This window comes from Actinoplanes sp. CA-030573, assembly GCF_050951115.1.
GTDB lineage: Bacteria > Actinomycetota > Actinomycetes > Mycobacteriales > Micromonosporaceae > Actinoplanes.
The window spans coordinates 6,275,864-6,301,579 of the sequence record NZ_CP192038.1 but is presented as its reverse complement, the minus strand read 5'-3'; the positions used below and the strand labels follow the sequence as shown (position 1 = coordinate 6,301,579).

Genomic DNA, 25,716 nt, shown 5'->3' with positions numbered 1-25,716 from the left:
CACCTACCCGGTTTCAGTTGCGCTGCAGCACGAACACGTGCGCCGGCTCGACGTACGGGTCGATCCGGACCGCGTTGTGCTGTCCCCACTCGTACGAGGCGCCGGTGATCTGGTCGACCACCACGAACCGCTCGTGCCAGTCCAGTCCGAGCTCGGGCATGTTCAGCGTGGTGTTGCCCCACTGCACGTTGCTGGAGTCGAACGAGACCACTACCAGAACGGTGTTGCCGGTGTCGGCGTCACGCTTGGAGAAGACCAGCAGCGCGCCGTTGTCGACCTCGTGGAAGCGCAGGTTGCGCAGCCAGTGCAGGGCCGGGTTGGCGGCACGTACCCGGTTGAGCTGGGTCAGGTACGGCGCGAGCGACCGTCCACTGGCCTCGGCCGCCGCGAAGTCGCGGGGCTTGAGCTCGAACTTCTCGTTGTCGATGTACTCCTCCGAGCCGGGCCGGGCGACGTGCTCGAACAGCTCGTAGCCCGAGTACATGCCCCAGGACGGCGAGAGCATGCTCGCCAGCACCGCCCGGATCTTGAACATCGGCGGACCGCCGTGCTGGAGCGACTCGTGCAGGATGTCGGGGGTGTTCGGCCAGAAGTTCGGCCGCATCCAGTCGAGCGAGGCCAGCAGCTGTCCCATGTACTCGCGCATCTCCCAGGCCGTCGTGCGCCAGGTGAAGTACGTGTACGACTGGGTGAAGCCGATCTTGCCAAGGCCGTTCATCATGGCCGGCCGGGTGAACGCCTCGGCCAGGAACAGCACGTCCGGGTCGGTCTCCTTGACCTTGGGGATCAGCCACTGCCAGAAGTTGACCGCCTTGGTGTGCGGGTTGTCGACGCGGAAGATCTTGATGCCCTGGTTCACCCAGTGCATGACCACGCGGTAGACCTCGTCGCGCAGCGTCCGGTAGTCGTTGTCCCAGTTGATCGGGTAGATGTCCTGGTACTTCTTGGGCGGGTTCTCCGCGTACGCGATCGTGCCGTCCGCCCGCGTGGTGAAGAACTGCGGGTGCGACTTCGTCCAGGGGTGGTCGGGCGCGGCCTGCAGCGCCAGGTCCATCGCCACCTCCATCCCGTTCTCCTCGGCCACCCGGATGAACGCCCGGAAGTCCTCGAGGGTGCCGAGCTGGGGGTGGATGGCGTCGTGGCCGCCCTCGTCCGAGCCGATCGCCCACGGCGAGCCGACGTCCTCCGGGCGGGCCACCAGCGTGTTGTTGCGGCCCTTGCGGTTGACCTTGCCGATCGGGTGGATCGGCGGCAGGTACAGCACGTCGAAGCCCATGGCCGCGACGGCCGGGATGCGCTCGGCGGCGGTGGCGAAGGTGCCGTGCCTGACCGGCGTGCCGTCCGGGCCGACCTCGGCGCCGATCGAGCGCGGGAAGAACTCGTACCACGCGGAGTAGAGCGCCCGCTTGCGGTCGACCCAGATCGCGTACGACCGGGTGGTGGTCACCTGCTGCCGGACCGGGTTGTGCCAGAGCAGCTCCTCCAGGTCGAGACCGGGGGAGACGCGGGCGAACAGCGACATGCCCTCGTCGCGCAGCGCGGCGGCGGCCGCCCGTACCCGCTCCTCGTGCTCGTGCGGCACGATCTTGGCGGCCAGGTCGAGCACCTCGGCGCCCTCGGCCAGGTCGTTCGCGAGGTCCTCGAGGCCCTGCCCGGCGCCGATCTTCTTCACCACGGCGTCGCGCCAGGTGCGGTAGGGGTCGTCGAACGCCTCCACCGTGAACGTCCACCGGCCGACCCGGTCGGGCCGGATGGTGCCGTGCCACTGATCGAGACCGGGCTCCCCGGCCCGCAGCCGGGTGAACGGCTCGGCCTCGCCCTCGGGCCCGCGCCATACCACGTTGACGCCGAGCGCGTGATGTCCTTCGCGATAGGACACCGCGGAAACCGGGACGAGCTCGCCGACCACCGCTTTCGCGGGATATCGGCCGCAGGACACCGACGGGGTCACGTCCTCGATGGGAAAACGACCGGTCATGATCTCCACCGTAGTCAGACGGGCGTGGGCAGACGCGGGAAAGACCGCCGTCAGGGCATACTTCTCCGCGGGATGGCACCGCAAACAACGGCGGGCCGACGCTTTTCAACCTACCGGAGAGCGCTCAGCGGGGCTCGTCCAGGAGCGGCCGTGCACCCGTGGCGAATTTCGACAGATCGTCGCCGCGCAGCACGCGCTCATTCTTTCCCGCTTTGATCGCCGGCACGTTACCGGCCAGCAAAATCAAATTCCCCACCCGTCTCCCGCGGAGCACCGGCTCCTCGCCGTAGAGCACGCTCTGCTCGAAGATCGTCCCGACGGTGGCCACCTGGACCCGGGTCTGTGCCAGCGGCGGGACGTCGGTCAGGTTCATCGCCAGCAGGCCGTCCGGTCGCAGGGCGTGCCGGGCCGCGACCGCGAATCCGCGCTCGGCGACGCTGCGCGGCATGGCGGCCCCGACGAACACGTCCGCGATGATCAGTCCGTAGCTCTCCGGCCCGGCCGCCTCCAGGGCCTCCCGCGCGTCACCGATCCGCACGTCGATGGTTCCGGGATAGGGCAGGTTCCTGCGCACCAGCGCCGCGATCACCGGGTCCCGCTCGATCACCACCTGCGGAGTCCCCGGCCGGCGGTGCTCGATCAGGCGGGGAAGCGTCAGGCCGCCGCCACCCAAATGCAGAACCGGTTCCCGTACGGCGATGGCGGCGCCGATCATCCGCTGGTACGGGAACTCGAGGTGACCCGGGTCGTCGAGGTCGACGTACGACTGCGGCACCCCGTTCACCAGCAGGGTCCAGCCCCGCGGCCGGGCCGGATCGGGCCGCAGCTCGGCCAGGCCGACACCGGCCAGAAGGCGCAGGGGAGCGCGTTGGTTGCCGACCGGTCCCATCCCGGTGACCCTACTCAGGTCGCCCTTCGCCACGACCGAGGTGTATCTCCGACGCGGCCCGAACGGTGCCGCGCCCGACCCTCAGGAGTGCCTCGTGGCCGGACCGTCCGTCGAGCTTTCGCCCGTGATCGCCGCCAGCACGCACTGGCTGTCGCGTGCCTACCCGGCCGGCACCCCCGACACGATCGCGCACACCCTCTCCGAGCTGCAGGCCCGGCAGGCCGTCACGGTCGCCGCCTGGCTGCGCTACCCCACCGAGATGGACGCCGCCCTGGTCGCCATCGCCGGCCCCGGCGGCTCGGCCGTCCTCGACTGGCGCGTCGGCAGTGAGCCCGACGACGAGCTGGCCGAGGAGGAGGGCTGGCGCACGTGGGTCGACGAGGTCGTCGTGAGCTGGGCCGCCTGCCTGCTCGCCGACCCGCTGCTGGCCCGCAAGGGCGTCGACGCCGTGGCCGCCGCCGTCCCCTACGACGACGACCGCCCGCGCCCGTACCCGCGCCGCGCCGGCGGCCTGCCGAACGAGTTCCGCCGCCTGCTCGACCCCGACCAGCGCGACCGCGAGGCCGCCGTGCTGCTGCGCCACCCCGACCTGCTGGAGCCGGTGGCCGGGATGCACCGCGACTCGCTGCTCTACCTGCTCGATGCCGAGCCCCAGGCCCTCGCCGCCTGATCCGCTCCCCACCACTCCGCTCCGCCACGCAGCGCGGCCGGCACCCAGGTCCGAGGGTGCCGGCCGCGTGCGTGTCCGGCCCGCGCGCTAGTCGGCCAGGCGCGCCGGGAAGCCGCCGGTGGCGATCGGGCTCCAGCGCTCGATCGTGATCCGGATCAGCGATTTGCCCTGGTTGCGCATGGCATTTCGGTACTCGTCCCAGTCGGGGTGCTCGCCGGAGATGACGCGGAAGTACTCGACCAGGGGCTCGAGGGCCTCGGGCAGGTCGAGCACCTCGGCCACGCCGTCGACCTGGACCCAGGCGCCGCCGAAGTCGTCGGAGAGGATGCACACCGAGACCTGGGGGTTGCGGCGTACGTTCATGGCCTTGGCCCGCTCGGGGTACGTCGAGATGACGATGCGGCCCTCGGTGTCGACGCCGCATGTGTTCGGCGACGCCTGGGGGCGGCCGTCCTTGCGGGTCGTCATCAGGATCGCGTGGTGCCGCGGCCGGATGAACTCCAGCAGGCCCTCGCGATCGACCTTGGTGGTGGTGGCGATGGTGCGGGGCACGAGCGCTCCTCTCAGACCCGGGCCGCGGCGTCGACCTGGATCGCTCCGGGGTCGCCCTCGGCCTGGATGGCGGCCATGGCGGCGCCGATGATGCCGGCGTTGTTGAGCAGCGTCGCCGGCACCATGGGGGTGCGGATGTCGATCAGCGGGAAGAACCGGTCGGACTTCTTGCTGACGCCGCCGCCGACGATGAACAGCCGGGGGGAGAGCAGCATCTCGACGTGGCGCAGGTAGTTCTCGACCCGGCCGGCCCACTTCTCCCAGCTCATGTCCTCCGCCTCGCGGGCCCGGTCGGAGGCTTTCACCTCGGCGTCCTTGCCGTCGATCTCGAGGTGGCCCAGCTCGGTGTTGGGGATCAGCACGCCGTCGAGGAACAGCGCGCTGCCGATGCCGGTGCCGAACGTCAGCATCATGGTGAGCCCGCGCTGGTTCTTGCCGGCGCCGAACGCCACCTCGGCCACGCCGGCGGCGTCGGCGTCGTTGAGGACCGTGACCGGCTTGCCGAGCCGCTCGCTGAACAGACTCGCGGCGGGCGCGTCGATCCAGGACTTGTCGACGTTCGCCGCGGTACGCGTGACGCCGTCGACGACGACGCCGGGGAACGTGATCCCGACCCGGTCGAAGCCGTCGAACTGGCCGGCGACCTCGGCCACCGCCTCGACCACGCTGGTCACGTCGCTGGGCTGCGGCGTCGCTACCCGGTAGCGCTCCGCGAGCAGCTCGCCCCGCACCGTGTCGACCGGTGCGCCTTTCACCCCGGAGCCGCCGATGTCGATGCCGAGAGTGGCCATCCCTGTGTCCCGTCTCCTGGTTCGCAGATGTTTCCCGCTGTTTACCACGTGCGGACGACATCAAATCCTGCCCGGCTACTACCTGGCGCGCTCGGATCGGCCATTCGACGTGAATGACTCATACTTTCAGCTAGTCGGGGCTAGTCTTTGTGGTTAACGTGGAAACACGGAACGGTCGCCGCGTGCGGGCACGGCTCTCTGCCCGCTGATGGAGGACCACAACATGATCCCGACTTCGCAGTCGGTGGCCGAAAGCGCCTCCGACCTGTTGACCGGCATGGCCGCTCTCCCGCCGGCGGACCCCGAGCGGGCCGTCCTGCGGGACAGCGCGATCGAGGCGTGGCTGCCGCTGGCCCGCCACCTCGCCAACCGCTACTCCGGCCGCGGCGAGCCCACCGACGACCTCATCCAGACCGCCACCGTCGGCCTGATCAAAGCCGTCGACAAGTTCGACCCCGAACGCGGCGTCGACTTCGCCGGCTACGCCATCCCGACCATCATCGGCGAGATCAAGCGCCACTTCCGCGACCGCACCTGGAGCGTCCGGGTCCCCCGCCGCCTCCAGGAGCTGCGGCTGGCCATCACCGAGGCCAACAGCACCCTCACCCACAGCCTCGGCCGCTCCCCGACCGTCGCCGACATCGCCGCCCACCTGCAGGTCACCGAGGAAGACGTCCTCGAAGGCCTGGAAGGCGCCCGCGCCTACAACGCCACCAGCCTCTCCACCCCGATCAGCGCCGACGGCACCACCGAGCTCGGCGACACCCTCGGCGGCGAGGACCACGAGTACGAGCTCGCGGAAACACGGGTCGCGCTGGGCCCGGCCATGGCGACGCTGGACGAGCGCGAGCAGAAGATCCTGACGCTGCGGTTCTACGGCAACCTGACCCAGTCGCAGATCGCCGACCAGATCGGCATCTCCCAGATGCACGTCTCCCGGCTGCTCACGCGTGCCCTGGCGAAGCTGCGCGCCGAGCTCGACGCCTCCTTCTGATCACCCGCCCCGAGGTCCCGGTCGGCCGCCACCAGCCGGGACCAGAAGAAGAGCCCCGGAGCAGCTGCTCCGGGGCTCTTCCGCGAAGCGGGGTCACTGAGCGCCGGAGGCCCGCCAGTTGAGCTGGACGAGCAGCTGGCGGGCCTGGTCGGCGACCTCCGCGTCGGAGGTCACCGCGTACTGCCCGGCCTGCAGCGAGCTGCGCGACGCGAAGTCCCGCCGGCCGCCGGTCGCGGCGTGCGCGATGGCGCCGAAGATCGCACCCCAGGCGGCGCCGATGAGCAGGCAGACGAGGATCACGCCGAACCAGCTCGAGTCGCTGAACAGGCCGAACAGCAGGCCGACGAACAGGCCGAACCAGGCGCCCGAGGCGGCGCCGGCCAGCGCGGCCCGGCCGGTGGTAAGGCGGCCCAGCACGTTCTCGACCAGGCGCAGGTCGGTGCCGATGATGGCCGTGCGCTCGACCGGGAACTTGTTGTCGGAGAGGTGGTCGACGGCCTGCTGGGCCATCGCGTAGTCGGGATAGGTGCCGACCACGACCGTCGGCACGGCCGCCGCGGCCGCGCCGGGCCCGGTCTGGCTGGGCAGGCTCGGCACGCCGGCGGGGCCGGGCGGCACCGGGGCGGCGGACGGGGACGGCGTCGAAGGCGAGGCGGGAGACGGGGTGGCGGCCGAGGGGGCGGCCGACGGAGTAGCGGCCGGGGCGGCCGAGATGTCCGGCTCGGGCGCGGGACCGGGGATGGCCGTCGGGCCGGGCGCCGAGGCCGGCCCGGGGGCGGTGGGGGTGTTATCGGAAGAGGATGGAGTGGTCACTTCTTCTTGCCTCTCTTCAAGGGCCGGGCCGCAGGGGCGTCGAGCGAGGCGCGGTCGCCGGCCGCGAGCCGCACCCAGATCAAAAAGGCCGCGGCCACCACGGCCGCGCAACCGGCCGAGCCGGTCAGGAAGACGAAGCGGCCGGAGACCAGGTCCGGCGTGACCCGCTCGGACATGGCGGCCGAGATCAGGCCGAGCAGGGCGGCGGCGCCGGTCACCACCGTGACCGCGAGCAGCAGCAGCACGCTGATCCGGCTGACGTGCTCGGCGGCGCCGGTCGCGCGCAGGCGCCACAGGCGGACGCCGAAGGCGGCGAGCGCGGCCCAGGCGAGCACGAGCAGCACGCCGGCGATCGTGTCGCTGGGCCGGTGCCACTCGGCCCAGACGGTCGCGATGGCGATGATGGCCACGTAGCCGGCGCCGATCAGGGCGACCATGCCGCGTACGGCCGAGGGCAGCACGAGGATCAGCGCGAAGGCCACCGACGCCGCCGCCGCGGTGTGCCCGCTCGGGAACGAGTTGGGCGCCGGGAAGTCGTCGAGGTCGGGCCGGTCCAGCCGCATCTTCAGCAGCTGGCAGCTCGCGTTCGCGCCGAGCACCAGCACGGTGGCGCCGATCGCCAGGTCGATCCGCTTGCGCAGGACGCCGATCGTGGCGGCGACCAGGCAGACGAGCACGACGCTGACCAGGGTGGTGCCGTTCAGCGTACGGCTGAGGATCTCCACCACCCGGGGATGGTGCACGTCGCCGCCCCGCATCGCCGCGGTGTCGACCAGCTGGCCGAGCGAGGTGCGGATGAAGATCACGTACGTCGCCACGACGCCCGCGGCCGCGGCCAGCGCGACGGCCAGGGGCAGCAGAACGTGGCCGGCGCCCCGGGACGGCGCGGCCGGCGCCGGGCGCGGGGACGTCGGAGTACGGGACGCCAGGGCCGTCATCGGCGGGAGCCCTCCTGCGCGTGGGGACTGCGGACGGTAGCCGTTTTGCCCAACCGAGCACTTTTTCAAGCGCACTGAATCGTAAGTCTCAGGCGTTCATTTCCGGCGCAACCGAGCCGCACCCGCCATCGCTCTGGCCCCGCAACGCGCCACCGGGACCTTCGTACGGACCGTCAGACCGTTTACGAAGGGACGCTTCATGGGGCTCAACACCCGACTGCTCGCCGGGCCGCTGCTGGCGCTCGCCGCCGGCGCCGGGCTGGTGGTCGCGCCGGTCGCGGCCGACGCGGCCGGGGTGACGGCGACCGTCAAGGTGGGCAGCACGCTCAAGACCCGGTCCGCGCCGTCGCTGTCCTCCCGGATCACCGGCACGCTGCGCAACGGCCAGCGGGTCACCGCCGTCTGCCGCGTCACCGGGCAGTCCATCCGCGGCTCGGTTCGCACGACGAACCAGTGGGATCGGCTCAGCAACAACTCGTACGTGACCCACGCGTACGTCGTCATGAGCAGGACCCTCCCGCTGTGCGCGACCAAGTCACCGCAGGCGGCCCCGGTGAAGGCGAAGCCGAAGCCGGCCGTGCCGGTCACCTACAAGGTCGGCACGGTGCGCAGCACCGACGGCGCCGTCAACATCCGCACCGGCCCGGGCACCGCCTACCCGGTCAAGCGCGCGGTCACCACCGGCGCCACCGTGCAGGGCGTCTGCGGCGTGGTCGGCTCGATGGTGAACGGGACCGTCCGCTCCACCACCCAGTGGAACCGGCTCACCGACGGCGGTTACATCTCGCACGCGTACGTCGTGACGCCGACCCTGCACCTGTGCCCGGGCGCGTCGACCACGCCGGTGACCGGCCCGTCCGTCACGCCCGACCAGTTCCTGACCGCGGCCGTGCCGGGCGCGCAGCGCGGCTGGCGCGAGTACGGCGTGCCGGCCTCGGTCACCATCGCGCAGGCGATCCTGGAGTCGGGCTGGGGCCGCAGCGGCCTGTCGACGGCCGACAGCAACTACTTCGGCATCAAGTGCCAGGGCACCAGCTACGGCACGCTGGCCAACGGCTGCCACGTCTACAACACCACCGAGTGCGACAAGGCCGGCAACTGCTTCCCGACGTCGGCCAGCTTCCGCACCTACGCGAACATGACGAACTCGTTCCGCGACCACGGCAACTTCCTGCGGGTGAACAGCCGCTACAAGCCGGCGTTCGCCTACACCAAGGACGCGAACAAGTTCATCTGGCAGGTGTGGAAGGCCGGGTACGCGACCGACCCGAACTACTACACGAAGGTCACCACGCTGATGGCCTCGTACAACCTCTACCAGTACGACATCTGGAAGTGAGTTCCGCTCGCCCCCGTCGGCCGAACCGGCTGACGGGGGCGATTTGCGCTCACGATCACATTGCTCTATTTCGGCATGGCGCTGGTCCCGAGTGCGGCCCTGACGAACATGTGCCGGTGAGGCTGCGCCGACGGCTGGTGCCGGATCGCCTGCGCGGCCGGGTGAAGAGCCGCTGCCAGACGGTCGCGTGGGTTCTCATGCCGCGGGGTGGCCTGGCCGGGGGCGTCACCGCCCACCACTTCGGGCGGCCGGCGGGATCTCGCCGGCCATCCTCGTGGCGAAGCTGGCGACCCGATCGCGATCGCGCGGAGCATCACCGCTTCGGCAGCTCCTCTACCGCGCCGGGACCAACGGGTGGGAGCGGACGGCTCACCGGTGACCGGCTGCTCGGTTTGTCACGTTGCCGTCTCTCTCGTTCCAGGCGGCGAAGCTCCGCGCGATCGTATGAAGAACCCCTGGTGGCGGCGGGAGGACGCGGTTGAGCCAGACAGCAGCCCGATCGCTCGGCGCCGGAGCGGCCGTCGTGGTTCTGGCCGTGCTGCCCCTGGCGATCGGATCGGCCAAGAGCACGGAACCGACCGCCCAGACCGGGTCACTGACCGTGAACATCTCCGGGCATGCCGGGCCGTACGTCATCGAAGTGTCCGGGCCGGCGCCGCCGCCGACCCGGCCGGCAACGCTCCGCGACACAACGGGGGAGCACACCGCCGCCGTCGTCCCCTCGTCGGGACACTGTGCGCCGGACAGCCGGCGCGCGGCCTTCGACCAGCAGCAGACGCCCTGGTGCCTGGCGTTAGGCGAGGCACCCGCGGGACATGAGCTGACCGGCAGCATCGCCAACGGAAGCGGCGCCAAGCTGACGATGACCGTACGCCGGCGTGTCGCCTTTCTGCCGGGGCCGTTCGCGGCCCTCGTCCTGGGGCTGGTCGCCGGTTTGTCGGTTGCCGTCCTGCCCCGGTTGCTCCGGAGGCTCGTCCGCTGGGTCGTGCTGACTCGGATGATCAGACGCGCGGACCAGGACACGTCGGCAGCGACCCGCATCCAGGGCCTGAAGAACTGGGCGGAGATCCAGCGCAAGTCTGGGCTTGGCCGGGAGGCCCTGATTGCCGCCGTGAGCCGGGTGACCACGAGCGGCCCAGAGCACGCGAAGGCGGCACGCGCCCGGCTAAGCGCGGCGCTCGCGGAGATTTCGTCGATACCCGACGACCATCCCCTGAAGGCGGCGGCGCGGGCGATCGCTGGCAGCACGGTCAACAAGATCGACGACTTCTACGCCGGCGGGGAGGCGCGGGCGACCCATCCGGCCGACCAGTGGACCGCGGCGGTGGTGCGGCTGGGGCAGTACCGGAAGGAGCTCGACTCGCAGGAGCGCCGGATCGACGCTCTTCCGCCCTCCGGCCGCCAGGAGGCCAGACGGGCGTGGGACAAGGCGCTGGTGCGCTTCGGCTCCCTGAAGGATCCAGATGCTCTCGTCACCATGGAGCCGGCACTCGACCAGTTGCGCGACGCCGTCGACGACGCCGTGGTAGGCGGGACGACGCGCGGCTCGGCCGCCCCGCCGCCGGCGTACGTGCCGGCCGTGCGTGGCCGTCTCGAGGCCGTCACCGGGCTGCGGCTGCGGGGCGGCGAGCTGACGGCCTGGATCTGGATCGCTCGCATTCTCACGGCGGCCGCCGTGCTCATCGCGCTGGGGTACGCCTTCGTGACCATCAAGAGTTCCGGATACGACGCGAAGCCGCTGTTCGCCGCGGGCGGCGACTATCTCACGCTGTTCTCGGCGGCGCTCGCGTCCGGCGTGAGCGCGACCATCGTGGCGCTCCTGGGCAACTGGCGACCGGTGAGCAGCGAGGATGAGGAGAAGTGATGGACGCGCGGCCTGCCCATCGGCGCGTCGAGGCATCGGCGTGGCGTGAGCGTGCGCTGACCCGGGCCGCAGAGATCGAAGGACTGCTGGCGTGGTTCCAGGCGCGAGGTGAGGCGATGGACGCCGGGCCGATCGTGGGTCAGGTGGCGGAACATCTGGGCGCCGCGCGGTACGGGGCGACGCGACGGCCGGGACTATTGGAGCGACTGCGCAGCGGCGCCGAATTGGAGCGCGTCGAAGGAAATCTCGATGCTGCCGAGGTCGCCCTGCTGACCATTGCGCCCGAGCCTTATGTGCGCGGTCAGCTGCGAACGCTGGTGGCCCGGGTACGACGGCTCCCGCTCGCCGATCCGCACCGAACGGTGGTCGAGGAACTGGCCCGGCGGCCGCGCGACGAGGAGCTCTCCGAGGCGGACCGGGCGGCGCTGGAATCCGCTGTCCGGGCCGCCGACGCCGAGGCCCGGCGCGATCTCGCACGTGTACGGACCTGGGGTAACGTGGTAACCGTCGTCACCCTCGTCGTGACCGTCTTCGCCGTGGGCCTCGCCATGCTGGGCGCCGTCAGACCCGAACTGCTGCCACTGTGCTTCGCACCCGGCGACCGAGTGGTTTGTCCCACTGGCGAGGCCGCGGTCCGGTTCGAGTCGCCGGAGATCGACGCGATCATCAGATTGACCGCGCGACCCTACGACGTCGCCGTCGTCGAGGTGATGGGCATGCTGGGCGGGCTGCTGGCGGCCGTGGTGTCGATCCGTAGATTCCCGGGGCGGTCCATTCCGTACAACCCGACGGCGGCGCTTGGCGCGCTGAAGTTGCCGGCCGGGGCGCTCTCCGCCGTACTCGGCCTCGTGCTGATCGGCGGGCAGTTCATCCCGGGCTTCAGCGCCCTGGACACTCCCACGCAGATCCTGGCGTGGGCCCTGGTGTTCGGGATCGGGCAACAACTGTTCACCCGCGTCGTGGACAATCGGGCGCTTCAGGTCCTCACTACCGTGGAGGCTCCCGCCGATCGGGAGTCGGCCGACCTGGACGAGTCGACCGCCGAAGCCTTCAACTCCGCCGTGACCACCACCCTGCGCAGCGCGGCGCCCCGCGCCCTGCGGGACGCGATCGCCAGGCCGCGCCTGGTGAACTACGCCGGGTGGCTGACGCTCACCGCGCTCGACGACCGAGGCCGACCCCTCGAGCGGCCGCCGGAGTCCCGCGAGCTCACGCTCGTACCGGGCGAGCGCTACACGCTGCGGGCCGTCATCGGTCACGCTTCGTACCCGGGATGGGTCGAAGAACTGAAGATCACCAACGGCGTGGACCAGCGGACTGTGAACTTCGCGGTCGAAATCCACAGCAACGACCGTCGGGCGCAACAGCCCCCGCGACCGGCGACGGTCGGCGCCCAGGAGGGTGAGGCGACGGTGGACTTCCCCCTGGAGGTCGACGAGAGCCTGCCCCAGCGCTGGCTGTGGGTGCGTGTCCGGCAGGGAGGCCGGATTGTCCTGCAGACCGAGCTGCAGGTCCTCTCGGACGGGCAGCCCTGAGGTGCCGGACCGGCCGGCCGAAGCGCGCCCGCTCGCGAAACTCACCTTCCGCGGGGAATCCAGGCTGACGATCGACTTCGAGTTCGCGCTCGGCGACATCGTGGTGGATCCGGTGACGATCCGCGCCGGCGCGGCCACCGCCGCGTGGGTCAAGGCCGGCGCCATGCTGAACAAGCTGGTCGAGCAGGCGCGCGGGCGCCTCGATCGCGCGAGTTACCTTAGCCTCGCCATGGACGAGCTCGAGAACCGGGGAATCACGCTGGGCCAGGACCTGATGGGTGGAAACGACGGCTGGACACAGGTGCAGGAGGCGTTCTACGAGACGAGGCGGACCCTCTGGCCGGTGTTCGACCGCGATGACGTTCCGGTCGTCGAAGTGGAAACCCACGACAGCGATTTCCCGGTCGAGATTCTGCCGGTCTTCCGGCCGCCCGACGCGGCGTGGACTACCACCATCAACAACGACGCCGACCTGATGGCGATCGCCGAACGCTTCCTGGGATTCACCGCGGTCGTCCGCCGGTATACCCCGCAGCGGCGGCTCGAGCCGATCACCTTGCCGAACGACCCCGCACTGCCCGTCCAGCTGTTCCGGTATCGCGAGGTGCGGACCGACGGATCGGTACCGACGAGCGGCCGCGGCTCGGGTTTCGCCCGTGAGGAGGCGTTCCTCGCCTCGCTCGTCCCCGAGCTCAGCGTCGACGGTCCCTGGCCCGGCGACGAGACCGAGGAAGAGGTCCGCAAGCGCGTCGCCGAAGCCCTGTTCGACGCCCGTCAGCGGTTGATGGCCCCCGGAATTACCCATAGCGCCGCCGCCCTCGCCCACTTCGCCTGCCATTGCGAGGTCGCCGGCGACGACGAGGCCGACGAGGTGCAGCTGTCCACGCGGCAGGGCGAGCTTCGGTCCGTCCGGAAGCGCGACATCGCCGCGGGCTACGGCAAGCTCGGACGGCCCGCTGGACGTCACGACCAGGACCGCGCCGTCGTCATCTTCAATGCCTGCAACACTTCCCGGATCGACCCGCTGTCCTCGTCGTCTTTTCAGCAGTGGTTCCTGGAGAATCGGCATCCGGCCTTCCTCGGCACACAGGCGGCGATTCCGGACGAGATTGCCGCGGACTTCGCCGAGCAGCTCTACGGCTACCTGCTGGGCGGCTACAACCTCGGCGAGGCGGTCGTCCTGGCCCGGCGCGGCCTGTTGCTGACGGCGAAGAATCCGCTTGGGCTGCTGTACGTCCTGTACGGGAACGATCAAATCGCGGTGCAGGTCAGACGCCCGCACCTGCTGCCCAGGGAGGACGGCCCGGATAGTCGTCGTTCCACACTTGGCACCGCGCCGGTGCGGTGACGTGCCTCCAATTTGCGGCGGGGCGGTGGTTCGAGACCATCCGGGCAGCTGAGCGACAGCAGGAAGTGTCAGGCGCTGCATCGGAATCTGGCCGCGGGCCCGAAGTTCTTCGCCGAGCCCTTCGCCTCGGCCGAACCGGCTGACGGGGGCGATTTGCGCATTACGCTGGTTTTGGTGAGGTTGGTGAAGCGGCGACGACGCGCGTGGCTGAGCGGTCCCGTGCTCGCCGCCGCGGTCGTGGTCGCCGGCCTCGCCGCGACCGCGATGATCGTCGCGGGCCTGCGCGCCGACCAGCACGAGAACGCCGAGCGGGTGATGGACCAGCGCGCCGACATGGCCACCGCGGCCGTGCTCACCGAGACCGAGCGGTACAGCGCGCTGCTCGAGGCGACCGCGGCCGGCCTGGCCACCGACGCCAACCTCACCTGGGAGGACTTCGACGCGGCCACGGCCCCGCTCGCCTCGGCGCGGCTGATCGGGGCGGCCAGCGTCGCGCTCGTGGTGCCGGCCACCGCGGACCAGGTCCCGGAGCTGCAGCGGCGGTGGCGGGCGCGGGGGTCGGACGGGCTGGTGCTGCGTCCGTACGCGACGCCGGCCGATCCCGGGTCCGAGCACTACTTCACGGTCTTCACCCGGGGCCTGAGCGGGCTGCCGCCGGCCGACGGGCTCGACCTGTCCGCCGCCCCGGAGCCGTCCGAGGCGCTGGTCGACGCGCGCCGGATGAGCCGGGTGACGGTCTCCAACACGTACGTGCTGCTCCGGGACCGCGATCTGCCGGTGTCGCGGCAGCAGCACTCGTTCGTCTTCGCCGCGCCGATCTGGCCGCGCAGCGCCGATCCCGACTTCCGCGGCTGGCTCGTGCTCGGCATGCGCGGCCAGGAGTTCTTCAACGGGGTGCTGGCCACGGTGAGCCAGGGCCAGCTCGACGGCGAGCTGCGCGCGCACAACGACGACGGCACCCAGCCGGCGGTGGCCCGCTACTTCGTGCCGGGCCGGCCCGACCTCGAACGGCGCAGCCTGCTGGACGTCGCCGACCGGGAGTGGACGCTGATCGTCCGGGCCGACTCCCGGACGCTGCCCGGCGCCCGCAGCGCGTTGCCGGGCGCGGTGCTGTTCGGCTGCGTGGCCATCACCCTCATCCTGGCCGGCCTGGTCTACGTGCTGGCCACCGGCCGGGACCGGGCGATGGCCGAGGTCGAGGCGGCCACCGCCGGGCTGCGGCAGGCCGAGCGGGAGAGCCGGCGGCAGGCGGGACTGCTCGGCGCGGTGATGGCCAGCATCGGCGACGGGGTCGGGGTGGTCGACGAGAACGGCGCGTTCCTGCTGCACAACCCGGCCGCCCGGGAGTTGCTGGGCATCGACGAGGAGCCGGATGCCCTGGAGGCCTGGCCGGAGCACTACGGCCTGTTCAAGCCGGACGGGCACACCCCCTACCCGGTGGCCGAGCTGCCGCTGATGCGGGCGCTGGACGGCGAGTCGCCGGACGGCGTGGAGATGATCGTGCGCAACCCGGGCCGGCCCGAGGGCATCCTGATCAGCGTCGACGGGCGGCCGCTGGACCCGAGTGCGGGCCAGCGCGGCGCGGTGGCGGTCTTCCACGACATCACCGAGCTGCGGCGGTACGAGAACGACCTCGCCGTCTTCGCCGGGGTGGTCGCCCATGACCTCAAGGCGCCGCTCACGGTCATCAAGGGGCACTGCGAGGCGGCCCTCGACGAGGACAGCGGCGCGGCCGCGCCCTCGCTGGCGCGCATCGACCGGGCCGTCGAGCGGATGAGCACGATGATCGACACCCTGCTCGCCTACACCACGGCCCGGGACGCCTCCCTGAGCCTGGTCGGGGTCGACCTGTCCCGGCTGGTCGCGGGCGTGGTCGAGGACCGGGTCGCGCACCTGCCGCCGGCCGGCCGGCCGGACATCTTCGTCGGGCCGATGCCGCGGGTGCGGGCCGACCCGGCGATGCTCCGGCACGTCCTGGACAACCTGATCGGCAACGCCCTCAAGTACGTCCGGCCCGGCGCCGCCCCCCGGGTCGACGTCACCGCCGCGCCCGCCGGCCCGGGCTGGGCCCGGATCGAGGTGGCCGACCGCGGCATCGGGATTCCCGACCAGGAGAAGCCGGCCGTCTTCGAGAGGTTCCACCGGGCGCACGCCTCGGCCGGATACGCCGGCACCGGGCTCGGCCTGGCCATCTGCAAACGGATCGTGGAGCGCCACGGCGGCGAGATCGGCGTCGCCGACAACCCCGGCGGCGGCACGCGCTTCCACTTCACCCTGCCCTTGGAGGAGGACGACATGAAGCTGCGAACGGACAAGATCACCGACGAGCAGGCGCGGGAGCGGCTGGAGCGGGCCCTGGCCGAGCGGGAGGCGATGGAGGACGTGCGGCTGCCCGGCCTGACGGCCCTGCCCGCCGCCGACCCGTCGGCCCTGCCCGCCGCCGACCCGTCGGCCCTGCCCGCCGCCGACCCGTCGGCCCACGAGTCGTCGTCGGCCCGCCTGCGGTCGCCGGTGCCGCACCGTCACCCGGCGGACTGACAACCGCCGCGACCGCCGGTGCCAAGGCGATCGCCGCGGAGCGAAGCGGAGCCGGCCGGCTCCGCCGGGCATGATGGGCGCATGAGCATTCCCGCCCTTCCCCTCACCACCGGGCCCGCCATGCCGGTGCTCGGCTTCGGCACCTGGCAGATCCGCGGCGACGCGGCCTACCAGGCGGTCCGCGCCGCGCTCGAGGCCGGCTACCGGCACATCGACACCGCCACCATGTACGGCAACGAGGACGAGGTGGGCCGCGCGCTCGCCGACTCCGGCGTGCCCCGGGACGAGGTCTTCCTCACCACCAAGCTGCCGCCCGAGCGGGCCGGGCGGGAGCGCGAGACGATCACCGCGAGCCTGCGCGCGCTGCGGGTCGACGCCGTCGACCTGTGGCTCATCCACTGGCCGCCGTCGCGCGGCCGGTCGGTCGCCGTCTGGCGCGAGTTCATCGCGGCCCGCGAGGCGGGGCTGGCCCGGGCCATCGGCGTCAGCAACTTCGACCTCGACGAGATCGACCAGCTCGACCGGGAGACCGGCGAGAAGCCGGCGGTCAACCAGATCCGCTTCGGGCCGGCCCTGTGGGACGAGCGGCTCGTCGCCGGGCACCGGTCGCGCGGCGTGGTGGTCGAGGGGTACTCACCGTTCAAGACCACGAACCTGCACGATCCCGTCCTGGTGAAGATCGCTTCGGAGCACGGCGTCGACACCGCCCGGGTCGTGCTGCGATGGCACGTCCAGCACGAGATCGTGGTCATTCCGAAGTCGAAGTCGCGCTCCCGGATCGAGACGAACTTTGACATCTCCGGCTTTTCGCTCACCGACGACGAGATGGCCGCGATCGACGGCTTGAGGCGGCGTTAATCACCAGGCGTTCCGCGCCCGATCCGCCTATTCTTGCTGCGCCATGTCTGTGTCTGTCTCCTCGCTGCGCTCGCAGCTCGCCGACCTCCTGCCCCGCGACGAACGGCGACTTCAGCGCCGCTTGGACGGCTCCCGCAAGATCAAGGACGAGGCGGCCCGCGCCGCCGTGCTGACCGAGATCGCGGCCGAGGCCGAGCAGGCCCGCGCCCGGCTGGAGGCGCGCCTCGCCTCGGTCCCGAAGGTCACCTATCCCGAGTCGCTGCCGGTCAGCCAGCGCAAGGACGACATTCTCGCCGCCATCCGCGACCACCAGGTCGTGGTGGTGGCGGGCGAGACCGGCTCGGGCAAGACCACCCAGATCCCGAAGATCTGCCTCGAGCTCGGCCGCGGCGTGCGCGGCCAGATCGGCCACACCCAGCCCCGGCGGATCGCGGCCCGCACGGTGGCCGAGCGCATCGCCGAGGAACTGGACCGGCCGCTCGGCTCCACGGTCGGCTACAAGGTGCGCTTCACCGACCAGGCCGGCGACGACACGCTGGTCAAGGTGATGACCGACGGCATCCTGCTGGCCGAGATCCAGAACGACCGGTCGCTGCGCCGCTACGACACACTGATCATCGACGAGGCCCACGAGCGCAGCCTCAACATCGACTTCATCCTGGGATATCTGCGCGAGTTGCTCCCGCGCCGCCCGGACCTGAAGCTGATCATCACGTCGGCGACCATCGAAACGCAGCGGTTCGCCGAGCACTTTTCGGACACGTCGGGAAAGCCGGCTCCGGTGATCGAGGTCTCCGGACGGACATACCCGGTCGAAACCCGATATCGCCCGCTTGTCTCCACCGCCGAGGACGACACCGAAGAGCCGATGGACCAGGTCGACGGCATCGCTCTCGCCGTCGACGAGCTGGGGCGCGAGGGCGACGGCGACATCCTGGTCTTCCTCTCCGGCGAGCGGGAGATCCGCGACACCGCCGACGCGCTGGGCAAGCGCGATCTCCGCGACACCGACATCGTTCCCCTGTACGGGCGCCTCTCCGCGGCCGAGCAGCACAAGGTCTTCGAACGGCACAGCCGGCGCCGCGTCGTGCTGGCCACCAACGTCGCCGAGACCTCGCTGACGGTGCCCGGCATCCGCTACGTGATCGACCCCGGCACCGCCCGGATCAGCCGCTACTCCAACCGGCTCAAGGTGCAGCGGCTGCCGATCGAGCCGGTCTCGCAGGCCAGCGCCAACCAGCGCAAGGGCCGGTGCGGCCGGGTCGCCGACGGCATCTGCATCCGGCTCTACTCGGAGGAGGACTTCGAGAGCCGCCCCGAGTTCACCGAGCCCGAGATCCTGCGGACGAACCTGGCGAGCGTCATCCTGCAGATGACCAATCTCGGACTCGGCGACCTCGCCAAGTTCCCGTTCATCGACCCGCCGGACCGCCGCAACATCACCGACGGCGTCAAGCTGCTCGAGGAGCTCGGTGCGCTGGACGACCGGAAGCTCACCCCGCTCGGGCGCCAGCTCGCCCAGCTGCCGGTCGACCCGCGGCTGGCCCGCATGGTCATCGAGGCGGACAAGCAGGACTGCGTCACCGAGGTCATGGTGATCGCGGCCGCGCTGTCCATCCAGGACCCGCGCGAGCGCCCGACCGACAAGCAGCAGCAGGCCGACGAGAAGCACGCCCGGTTCACCGACAAGGAATCGGACTTCTTCAGCTACCTGAATCTCTGGCGCTATCTGCGCGAGAAACAACAGGAGCTGTCCGGGAACGCTTTCCGGCGGCTGTGCCGGTCCGAGTTCCTCAACTACCTGCGCGTACGCGAATGGCAGGACATCTATGCGCAGCTGCGCCAGGTGGCGCGCAGTCTCGGACTGACCCTCACCGAGGACCGCGAGGAGGTCGCCGAGGGGCAGCACGTGCACACCGCCCTGCTGTCCGGCCTGCTCAGCCACATCGGGCTGAAAGAGGGCGAGAAGCGCGAATACCTGGGCGCCCGCGGTGCGAAGTTCGCCATCTTCCCGGGCTCGGCGCTGTTCAAGAAGCAGCCGCGCTGGGTGATGTCGGCGGAGCTGGTGGAGACCAGCCGGCTGTGGGGGCGGGTGAACGCGCGCATCGAGCCCGAGTGGGCCGAGAAACTCGCGCCGCACCTGGTCAAACACAGCTACAGCGAGCCGCATTGGGAAAAGAAGCAGGGCGCCGTCATGGCGTACGAGAAAGTGACGCTCTACGGTCTTCCGATCGTGCCGCGAAGGCGCGTGGGATATGCCCGCATCGATCCCGTGCTCTGCCGCGAGCTGTTCATCCGGCACGCCCTGGTCGAGGGCGACTGGGACACCCACCACAAGTTCTTCGACGAGAACCGCAAACTGCTCGAGCGGATCGAGGAGATCGAGAACCGGGCGCGGCGGCGGGACATCGCGGTCGACGACGAGACGGTCTTCCGCCTGTACGACGAGCGGATCCCGGCCGAGGTCGTGACGGCGCGCCATTTCGACGCGTGGTGGAAGAAGGCCCGCCGGGAGACCCCGGATCTGCTGACCTTCACCCGCGAGTTGCTGGTCAACGCCGGCCGCGACACCGTCGACCCGAACGCCTTCCCGGACGCCTGGCTGGCGAACGGGGTGCGGCTGCCGCTGACCTACGCCTTCGAGCCGAACTCGGACGCCGACGGGGTGACCGTCGAGGTCCCGCTGGCCCTGCTCAACAAGCTCGACGCCGACGACTTCGGGTGGTCGGTGCCGGGGTTCCGCAAGGACGTCGTGATCGCCCTGATCCGGTCCCTGCCCAAGGCGCTGCGCACCAACTTCGTGCCGGTCCCGGACTGGGCCGAGGCCGTCCTCGACCGGGTTCCGGCCCGTCGCGGCCCGCTGCCGGACGCGGTCGGCAACGAGCTGCGGCGGCTCACCGGCACGGTGGTCCCGCACGACGCCTGGCGGCCGTCCGAGGTGCCGGCGCACCTGCGCGTCAACTTCCGGGTGGTGGACGAGTCGGGCACGGTCCTCGGCTCCGGCCGGGACCTCGACGAGCTGCGGCGCCGGCTCGCGCCCAAGGTGCAGCAGACGATCTCGAAGGCGGCCGGCGACATCGAGCGGCGGGGCATCACCGCCAACGACTTCGGGGTGCTGCCCCGGCGGGTCGAGCAGGTGCGCGGCGGTTACCAGGTGGCGGTCTATCCGGCCCTGGTCGACGAGGGCGACAGCGTGGCGATCAAGGTCTTCGAGACCGAGGCCGAGCAGCGGGTCGCGATGCGGGCCGGCACCCGGCGGCTGTTGCTGCTGACGCTGCCGCCGGCCGCCCGCTACCTGCAGGGACGGCTCGACAACCGGGCCAAGCTCGAGCTGTCGCGGGCGAACCCGTACCGGTCGATCGCCGATCTTCTCGACGACTGCGCGGGCGCGGCGGTCGACCAGCTGGTGGCCGACGCGGGCGGGCCGGTCTGGTCGTCGGTCGAGTTCGCGTCGCTGCGGGACACCGTGCGGCAGGACCTGGTGGACGCGGTCGCCGGGCTGGTCACCGAGGTGCAGGCGGTGCTGGCCACGGCGTACGACGTCGACCAGCGCCTGAAGGCGCTGAAGGACCCGCAGCTGATCCCCGCGCTCGCCGACATCCGGCAGCAGCTCCGGGGGCTGGTGCACGCCGGGTTCGTCACCGAGACCGGCTGGCGGCAGATGCACCACCTGCCGCGCTACCTGCGCGGCATCGTCTACCGGCTGGACCGGGTCGGGTCGAACGTGGCCCGCGACCGGCAGCTGATGGCCCAGGTGCACGAGATCGAGTCGGAGTACCGGGAGATCCGGGCCTCGCTCGGCGCCACCGACGAGGTGGTCGCGATCCGCTGGATGATCGAGGAGCTGCGGATCAACCTGTTCGCGCAGTCGCTCGGCACCGCCTATCCCATTTCGGACAAAAGGATCTATCGGGCGATGGACCTGCTGCCGGCGTAGCGGGGGCGTAGGCGCTCGGGTGCCGTTCGGTTACCCCCCTGTCGTGGCGCCGGCCGAGGCCCTAGCGTCTTCGCCATGACGAACGAATTCCTCGCCTTCGCCCCGATTTCCGCCGACGCGACCGCTGGTGTTCTCACCCCCGCCGCCGCCGTGCTGGACGAGATGATGGCGCGGGTCGGCGTCGACGGCCTGTGCGCGGCGTTCGCCGACCCGGGCCTGCTCGCCCTGGTCGACCAGCACGCCGCCGCGGTGCGCGACGCCATGGGCGACGCCGAGCGCGAGGTCGACGCCGAGGGCCTGGCCGCCTACGCGAAGTCGATCGTCTTCGCCGCCCGTCGCGGCGGCCGCGCGCTGCCGGCGCCGGGGGAGGCCCCGATGCGGTCCGCCGACTGGATGGCCGCCGAGTGGCACCTGCTGCGCCTGCTCGGCGTGTGCGCGCTGGCCGAGGCCACCGACCTGCTGGAAAGCTGATATTTCGGGTTTCCGCATAATGATGTGATCTGATCGTGATCTCCCGGGTATGAAGATCGCGATCCCGTTCGTGGTGCTGGCCGGGCTGATCAGCCCGGCCTTCGCCGTCCAGGCGGCCGCCGCCGCACCCTCCGACACCCCGCCCGCCGCCACCACGGCGGCCGCGCCCACCGGGCCCGCGCTGGTGGCCCGCTGGACCTTCGACGCCGGCGCCGTGGGCGGCCGCGTCGCCGACACCTCCGGCCGCGGCGGACCGACCCTGACCGCCCGCGGCGCCGACGGCGGCGTGATCCGCTTCGAGGGCGGGGCGAACGGCGGGAAGTACGTCGCCTTCCCCGCCCTGTGCGCGACCACCGCCACGACCTGTGCGCGGGCGCTGCTGGAGGCGCCGAGCGTGGCCGCTCTCAACCCGGGCACCCGGTACTTCCGCTGGTCGGCGTCGGTCCACCTGACCAAGGCGCAGCTGCGCGGCTCGGCCAACATCATGCAGAAGGGCGTGGCCGGCACGGCCAGCCAGTGGAAGATGCAGATCGGCGCCACCCAGGGCCGGGCGCAGTGCGTGGTGACCGGCGTGGGCGCGGCCACGATCTACATCGCGCGCTCGGCCGCGCCGGTGACCGACGGCCTGTGGCACAAGGTGACCTGCCAGCGCTCCGGCACGTCGCTGGCCGTCTTCGTCGACGGGGCACAGCGCGGGCAGACCACCATCCCGTCGACGCTGTCGCTGACCAACATGCTGCCGCTGCGCATCGGCGGCCCCAACTTCAACACCCGCAGCGACATGTACCACGGCCTGCTCGACGACGTGTACGCCGAGCTCGGCTGATCTTCACCCACCCTGGTGGCCCGGCGCCGGTGCGCCGGGCCACCCGCATTTAATTCGCTCGCGCGGGCCGGGCGGGGCCGCTACGTTGTTCGCATGATCTCCTGATGTTCTCGAGGCCGCGCTGTTTTTTGAGGCGCGCTGTCCTCTGAGCCGCGCTGCGTTTCTAGGCGCGCTGCCTTTCGAGGCGCGCCGCGCCGCTTTTGAGGCGCCATGCCGCGGCCGCGCGGCTCCGGGTGCTCCGGCGGGTTGGTCCGCCGTGGAGACGCCGTTGTGCCGGCGCCCGGAGCGATCTCGCCCTTCCACGGTTTCACTTCGCTCTGCTGAGCCCACCCCGCCCTGCCCTGTCTCGGGCGGCGGGCGGTCCGGTGGGCGAGAAGGAGGTCCGTATGCCCCCGCAGTTCTCCATCCACGTCGACCAGGACGATCTGGCCAAGCAGGACCTCGCCGCCGGCCTGAACCGGCCCGGCGGCCTGGACACCGGCGCCGGTGACCGCCCGTCCACCGGCCTGGCCGCGCACCACGGCGCCCGGGATGCCCGGCAAGCCGCCCGCGGCCGCTCCGAACGGGACCACGCCCGCGCCGGCGCGCGGGGCAAGTCGCGTTCCTACGCATTCCGCCGCAGCTAGCGGGTGCCGCGCGGGCGGTCAGGCGGTGATGCGGGCCAGACCGGCGTCGACCAGGGACAGGCAGCGCGGGTAGTCGGTCAGCTGGGCCCGGACGGTGTGCAGGCCGACCCGCAGGGCCGGGGCCGGCACCCCGCGCGCCCGCAGCACCTCGGCCGTCCACTCCACGAAGTCGGTGAAGATGGCCGGCTCGCTCACGTAGAGGGCCGCCGCCAGGAAGTCGACGATGTGACCCATGTCCTCGGCCGTGGCGTCCAGCTGACGCTCGTCGTACTGCCGGAACGCGGGATAGGCGGAGGCCAGCGACGACAGCGAGCGGGCGATCAGCGTGGGCCGCTCGCGCATCACGAACGTGTACTCCTCGTCGCCGAGGAACGCGGTTGCCTGCGGATCGCGCGCCGAGGACGGCGGCCAGCCGGCGGAGAGCCGGGCCACCGCCTCCTCGGCGCCGGCCGCCCACGCGTCGGCGCCCAGGAGCTGGGCGTAGCGGCCGCCGGGGCCGAACCCGCGGCCGCCGGCGATCACCGGCACCCCAGCCGAGCGGCAGGCGGTGATGGCGGCGTGCGCCCGCGGCAGCCGGGTGGCGATCATGCAGCTCAGCGCGACCGCGTCGGGGCCGGTCTGATGCAGGTGGGTGACCAGGTGCGGGCCGGGGACGCTGGGACCCAGGAAGTCCACCCGCCAGCCGTCCAGGCGCAGCATCTCGGCGAGCAGGCGCACCGGCAGCGCGTGCCACTCGCCGTCCACGCAGGCGATCGTGATGCGGCCGCGGGTCGGGCGTACCGGCGTGCGGGCCGCCACCGCCGCCAGCGCGCGCTCGCTGGTCGCGGTCGCCGCGTGCTCGCGCGCCACCGACCACTCGTTGGCCGCCCACAGCTCACCGACCCGGGTCTGGGTCGGCCCGATCAGGTCCATCATCACGCGCTGCGCCGGCACCCCGGCGTCCAGCAGCCGGTTCACCACCTCGACCGCGCCGTATTCGTCGCCGTCGCCGACCAGGGCCAAGTAGTCCTCGTGCAGGCCGGCGGCCAGGGTCACGGTCATGAACTGGTTCTCGCCCGGGGTGCGGCGAACGACGAGGCGAGGCTGAGCGGGGCGCGGGTCGGCGCGCGCACGGCCAGCATCGCGATGTCGTCCCGCGCGCCGCCGCGCATCCAGTCGGACACCAGCTGGCGCAGCCGCTCGACGGTGGCCGGCCCGGACAGGCCCCGGCAGGTGGCGAGCGCCGCGTGCAGGCGGGCCTCGCCCCACTGCTCGACGCCGCTGGGGCCGCCGCGCGCCTCGGTCAGACCGTCGCTGTACAGCAGGCAGATCTCGCCCGGCGCCAATTCGACGTCCGCCGGGCGTACCACCGTCTGGGGAACCGCCCCGATCAGCGTGCCGCTGGCCGGCACCTCCTCGACCCCGCCGTTCGCCCGCAGCACCAGCGGCGGCGGATGGCCGCCGGTCGCCAGCGTGAGCCGCACCCGCCCGTGCTCGGCCCGCCGGACCGAGCCCACCACCACGGTCACGAACCGGTGCTGACGGCCGGACTGCAGCAGCGCCTCGTTGAGCACCCGGAGCATGGCCGCCGGCCGGGCGCCGACCAGGCGCAGGGCGCGCAGCGTCTGCCGGACCTTGCCGGTGAGCACGGCCGCCTCGGGGCCGGTGCCGCAGACGTCGCCGAGGGCGATCATCGTGTCCCGGCCGGCGTCGGAGGGCCCGTACACGTCGTAGAAGTCGCCGCCGATCCGCAGCGAGTCGTGTGCGGCCTGGTAGGACCCGGTCAGCTCGATGCCGTCGGGCTGGGGCAGCTCGGGCGGGAGCAGGTCGGCCTGCAGGACCGCGGTGGTGTCGACCTGCTCGCGGTAGAGCGCGGCGGCCGCGATCGCGGCGCCGGCCCGGGCCGCGAAGATGCGGGCGAGCAGCTCGTCGTCGGGCGTGAACCCGGCGCCCGGGTCGCGGCGGGCCAGGATCAGCGCCCCGGCCGGCTCGGCGTTGCCGGGCAGCGGGGTGACCAGCAGCGAGCCGATCGGCCCGAGGCCGAGCCAGGCCGGCGCCTGGGCGGCGTCGAGCCAGCGGCTGGGGATCGGCGGGAAGCCGCCCAGCACCTCGACCAGGCCCGGGACCTCGGACAGCGCGGCCTCGGCGACCGAGCCCTCCTCGATCGGGCCGCCCGCGACCAGCCGCACCCAGGGGTTGCGGCGGCGGGTGGCGGGCAGGATCACCACGGCGGCGTCGGCCAGGTGGGCGACGGCGAGCTCGGCGGTCGTCCGCAGGCAGCGTCCCTGGTGCAGCGAGCCGGCGAGACGACGCCCGGCCTCGGCCAGGAACGCGGTGCGGGCACGCTCGACGGTCAGGGCCGCGGCCCGGTTGACCTCCTCGGTGCGGTCCCGCAGGAACCAGCCGTAGTGGTCGTCGTCGAGCCGGCGCCGGCGCCCGGCCAGGTGCCGTCCCCGGTACTCGTCGGTGAACGTGTCGGCGCCGTCGGCGACCGCCCCGGCCATCCCGCCCAGCGGGCCCGCGCCGGCGGCGCCACCGGCCACGAGACCGGGCACCAGGATCGCGGCCGCGGCGTTGACGAGCAGGATCGTGTCGTCGGCGGTGCCGCACAGGACGACCGCCTCCTCGGCGGCGTCGAGCGCGGCGTGCAGCAGCCCGGCGCGCAGCAGCGCCGGAGCCCGTTCGCCCATGCGGACCTCGCCGGCCGTGGCCGGCGATTGCGCAGTCATGATCCCTCCCAACGTCCCCGCCGCGGTTGATCGTTCCACCC

20 protein-coding genes are annotated in these 25,716 nt (G+C 71.9%); 12 read left to right on the top strand and 8 right to left on the bottom strand.

Translation table 11 applies throughout. The features are described 5' to 3' along the window. Window positions 1-13: 13 nt before the first annotated feature. Together ACQP2F_RS29150 and ACQP2F_RS29145 are read right to left on the bottom strand one after the other, a co-directional pair. Window positions 14-1,978, bottom strand: coding sequence for a maltotransferase domain-containing protein (locus ACQP2F_RS29150; protein WP_433292872.1), 1,965 nt, complete (start codon window positions 1,976-1,978; stop codon window positions 14-16). Between the two features lie 124 nt (window positions 1,979-2,102). After that, the gene (locus tag ACQP2F_RS29145) at window positions 2,103-2,867 is read right to left on the bottom strand and encodes a spermidine synthase (RefSeq protein WP_433292870.1); all 765 of its coding nucleotides are present in this window, start codon (window positions 2,865-2,867) and stop codon (window positions 2,103-2,105) included. Between the two features lie 94 nt (window positions 2,868-2,961). On the opposite strand from ACQP2F_RS29145, the gene ACQP2F_RS29140 reads away from it, so the two are divergent. Next, entirely contained in the window at window positions 2,962-3,537 is a 576-nt protein-coding gene (locus ACQP2F_RS29140; protein WP_433292868.1) for a hypothetical protein, read from the top strand. Window positions 3,538-3,624: 87 nt separating this feature from the next. On the opposite strand, the gene ACQP2F_RS29135 is transcribed toward ACQP2F_RS29140, so the two are convergent. Both ACQP2F_RS29135 and ppgK read right to left on the bottom strand, forming a co-directional pair. Beyond that, a complete protein-coding gene (locus tag ACQP2F_RS29135; RefSeq protein WP_433292866.1) occupies window positions 3,625-4,089 on the bottom strand; it encodes a PPOX class F420-dependent oxidoreductase in 465 nt (154 codons plus the stop codon). Between the two features lie 11 nt (window positions 4,090-4,100). Then, window positions 4,101-4,880: a polyphosphate--glucose phosphotransferase gene (gene ppgK, locus ACQP2F_RS29130; protein WP_433292864.1), complete on the bottom strand. Its 780-nt coding sequence runs from the start codon at window positions 4,878-4,880 to the stop codon at window positions 4,101-4,103. Between the two features lie 223 nt (window positions 4,881-5,103). On the opposite strand from ppgK, the gene ACQP2F_RS29125 reads away from it, so the two are divergent. After that, entirely contained in the window at window positions 5,104-5,874 is a 771-nt protein-coding gene (locus tag ACQP2F_RS29125) for an RNA polymerase sigma factor SigF (RefSeq protein ID WP_433292862.1), read from the top strand. A 93-nt stretch (window positions 5,875-5,967) separates the two neighbouring features. Here the strand turns inward: ACQP2F_RS29125 and ACQP2F_RS29120 are convergent, their stop codons facing one another. Both ACQP2F_RS29120 and ACQP2F_RS29115 read right to left on the bottom strand, forming a co-directional pair. Further along, the gene (locus tag ACQP2F_RS29120) at window positions 5,968-6,492 is read right to left on the bottom strand and encodes a general stress protein (RefSeq protein WP_433307645.1); all 525 of its coding nucleotides are present in this window, start codon (window positions 6,490-6,492) and stop codon (window positions 5,968-5,970) included. 191 nt (window positions 6,493-6,683) lie between these two features. Continuing rightward, window positions 6,684-7,625, bottom strand: a complete 942-nt coding sequence (locus ACQP2F_RS29115) for a phosphatase PAP2 family protein (protein WP_433292860.1) — start codon at window positions 7,623-7,625, stop codon at window positions 6,684-6,686. Window positions 7,626-7,824: 199 nt separating this feature from the next. Here ACQP2F_RS29115 and gsmA point away from each other — a divergent pair, with 199 nt between their 5' ends. From gsmA to ACQP2F_RS29065, 10 genes are all read left to right on the top strand, one after another. Continuing rightward, complete coding sequence (gene gsmA, locus ACQP2F_RS29110) at window positions 7,825-8,964, top strand: sporangiospore maturation cell wall hydrolase GsmA (RefSeq protein ID WP_433292858.1); 1,140 nt, start codon at window positions 7,825-7,827, stop codon at window positions 8,962-8,964. A 478-nt stretch (window positions 8,965-9,442) separates the two neighbouring features. After that, window positions 9,443-10,828: a hypothetical protein gene (locus ACQP2F_RS29105; protein WP_433292856.1), complete on the top strand. Its 1,386-nt coding sequence runs from the start codon at window positions 9,443-9,445 to the stop codon at window positions 10,826-10,828. Next, window positions 10,825-12,363 (top strand): hypothetical protein, encoded by a 1,539-nt coding sequence (locus tag ACQP2F_RS29100; RefSeq protein ID WP_433292854.1) that lies wholly within the window; start codon window positions 10,825-10,827, stop codon window positions 12,361-12,363. The genes ACQP2F_RS29105 and ACQP2F_RS29100 overlap by 4 nt, the downstream gene beginning before the upstream one ends. 1 nt (window position 12,364) lies before the next feature. Next, window positions 12,365-13,711: a CHAT domain-containing protein gene (locus ACQP2F_RS29095; protein WP_433292853.1), complete on the top strand. Its 1,347-nt coding sequence runs from the start codon at window positions 12,365-12,367 to the stop codon at window positions 13,709-13,711. Window positions 13,712-13,885: 174 nt separating this feature from the next. Further along, window positions 13,886-16,249 carry an ATP-binding protein gene (locus ACQP2F_RS29090; RefSeq protein WP_433292851.1) on the top strand — a complete coding sequence of 788 codons (2,364 nt, stop codon included), beginning with the start codon at window positions 13,886-13,888 and terminating at the stop codon, window positions 16,247-16,249. Between the two features lie 81 nt (window positions 16,250-16,330). Next, the gene (locus ACQP2F_RS29085; protein WP_433292849.1) at window positions 16,331-17,107 is read left to right on the top strand and encodes an aldo/keto reductase; all 777 of its coding nucleotides are present in this window, start codon (window positions 16,331-16,333) and stop codon (window positions 17,105-17,107) included. A gap of 43 nt (window positions 17,108-17,150) precedes the next feature. Further along, window positions 17,151-21,044, top strand: coding sequence for an ATP-dependent RNA helicase HrpA (gene hrpA / locus ACQP2F_RS29080; protein ID WP_433292847.1), 3,894 nt, complete (start codon window positions 17,151-17,153; stop codon window positions 21,042-21,044). A 75-nt stretch (window positions 21,045-21,119) separates the two neighbouring features. Continuing rightward, window positions 21,120-21,515, top strand: coding sequence for a DUF6401 family natural product biosynthesis protein (locus ACQP2F_RS29075; protein WP_433292845.1), 396 nt, complete (start codon window positions 21,120-21,122; stop codon window positions 21,513-21,515). 49 nt (window positions 21,516-21,564) lie between these two features. Continuing rightward, entirely contained in the window at window positions 21,565-22,341 is a 777-nt protein-coding gene (locus ACQP2F_RS29070) for a LamG-like jellyroll fold domain-containing protein (RefSeq protein WP_433292843.1), read from the top strand. A gap of 386 nt (window positions 22,342-22,727) precedes the next feature. Further along, the gene (locus ACQP2F_RS29065; RefSeq protein WP_433292841.1) at window positions 22,728-22,967 is read left to right on the top strand and encodes a hypothetical protein; all 240 of its coding nucleotides are present in this window, start codon (window positions 22,728-22,730) and stop codon (window positions 22,965-22,967) included. An 18-nt stretch (window positions 22,968-22,985) separates the two neighbouring features. Here ACQP2F_RS29065 and ACQP2F_RS29060 read toward each other — a convergent pair whose 3' ends face one another. Together ACQP2F_RS29060 and ACQP2F_RS29055 are read right to left on the bottom strand one after the other, a co-directional pair. Continuing rightward, complete coding sequence (locus ACQP2F_RS29060) at window positions 22,986-24,008, bottom strand: cobalamin B12-binding domain-containing protein (RefSeq protein ID WP_433292839.1); 1,023 nt, start codon at window positions 24,006-24,008, stop codon at window positions 22,986-22,988. Then, window positions 24,005-25,675, bottom strand: coding sequence for a PP2C family protein-serine/threonine phosphatase (locus ACQP2F_RS29055; RefSeq protein ID WP_433292837.1), 1,671 nt, complete (start codon window positions 25,673-25,675; stop codon window positions 24,005-24,007). Before ACQP2F_RS29055 ends, ACQP2F_RS29060 begins: the two co-directional genes overlap by 4 nt. Window positions 25,676-25,716: the final 41 nt, after the last annotated feature.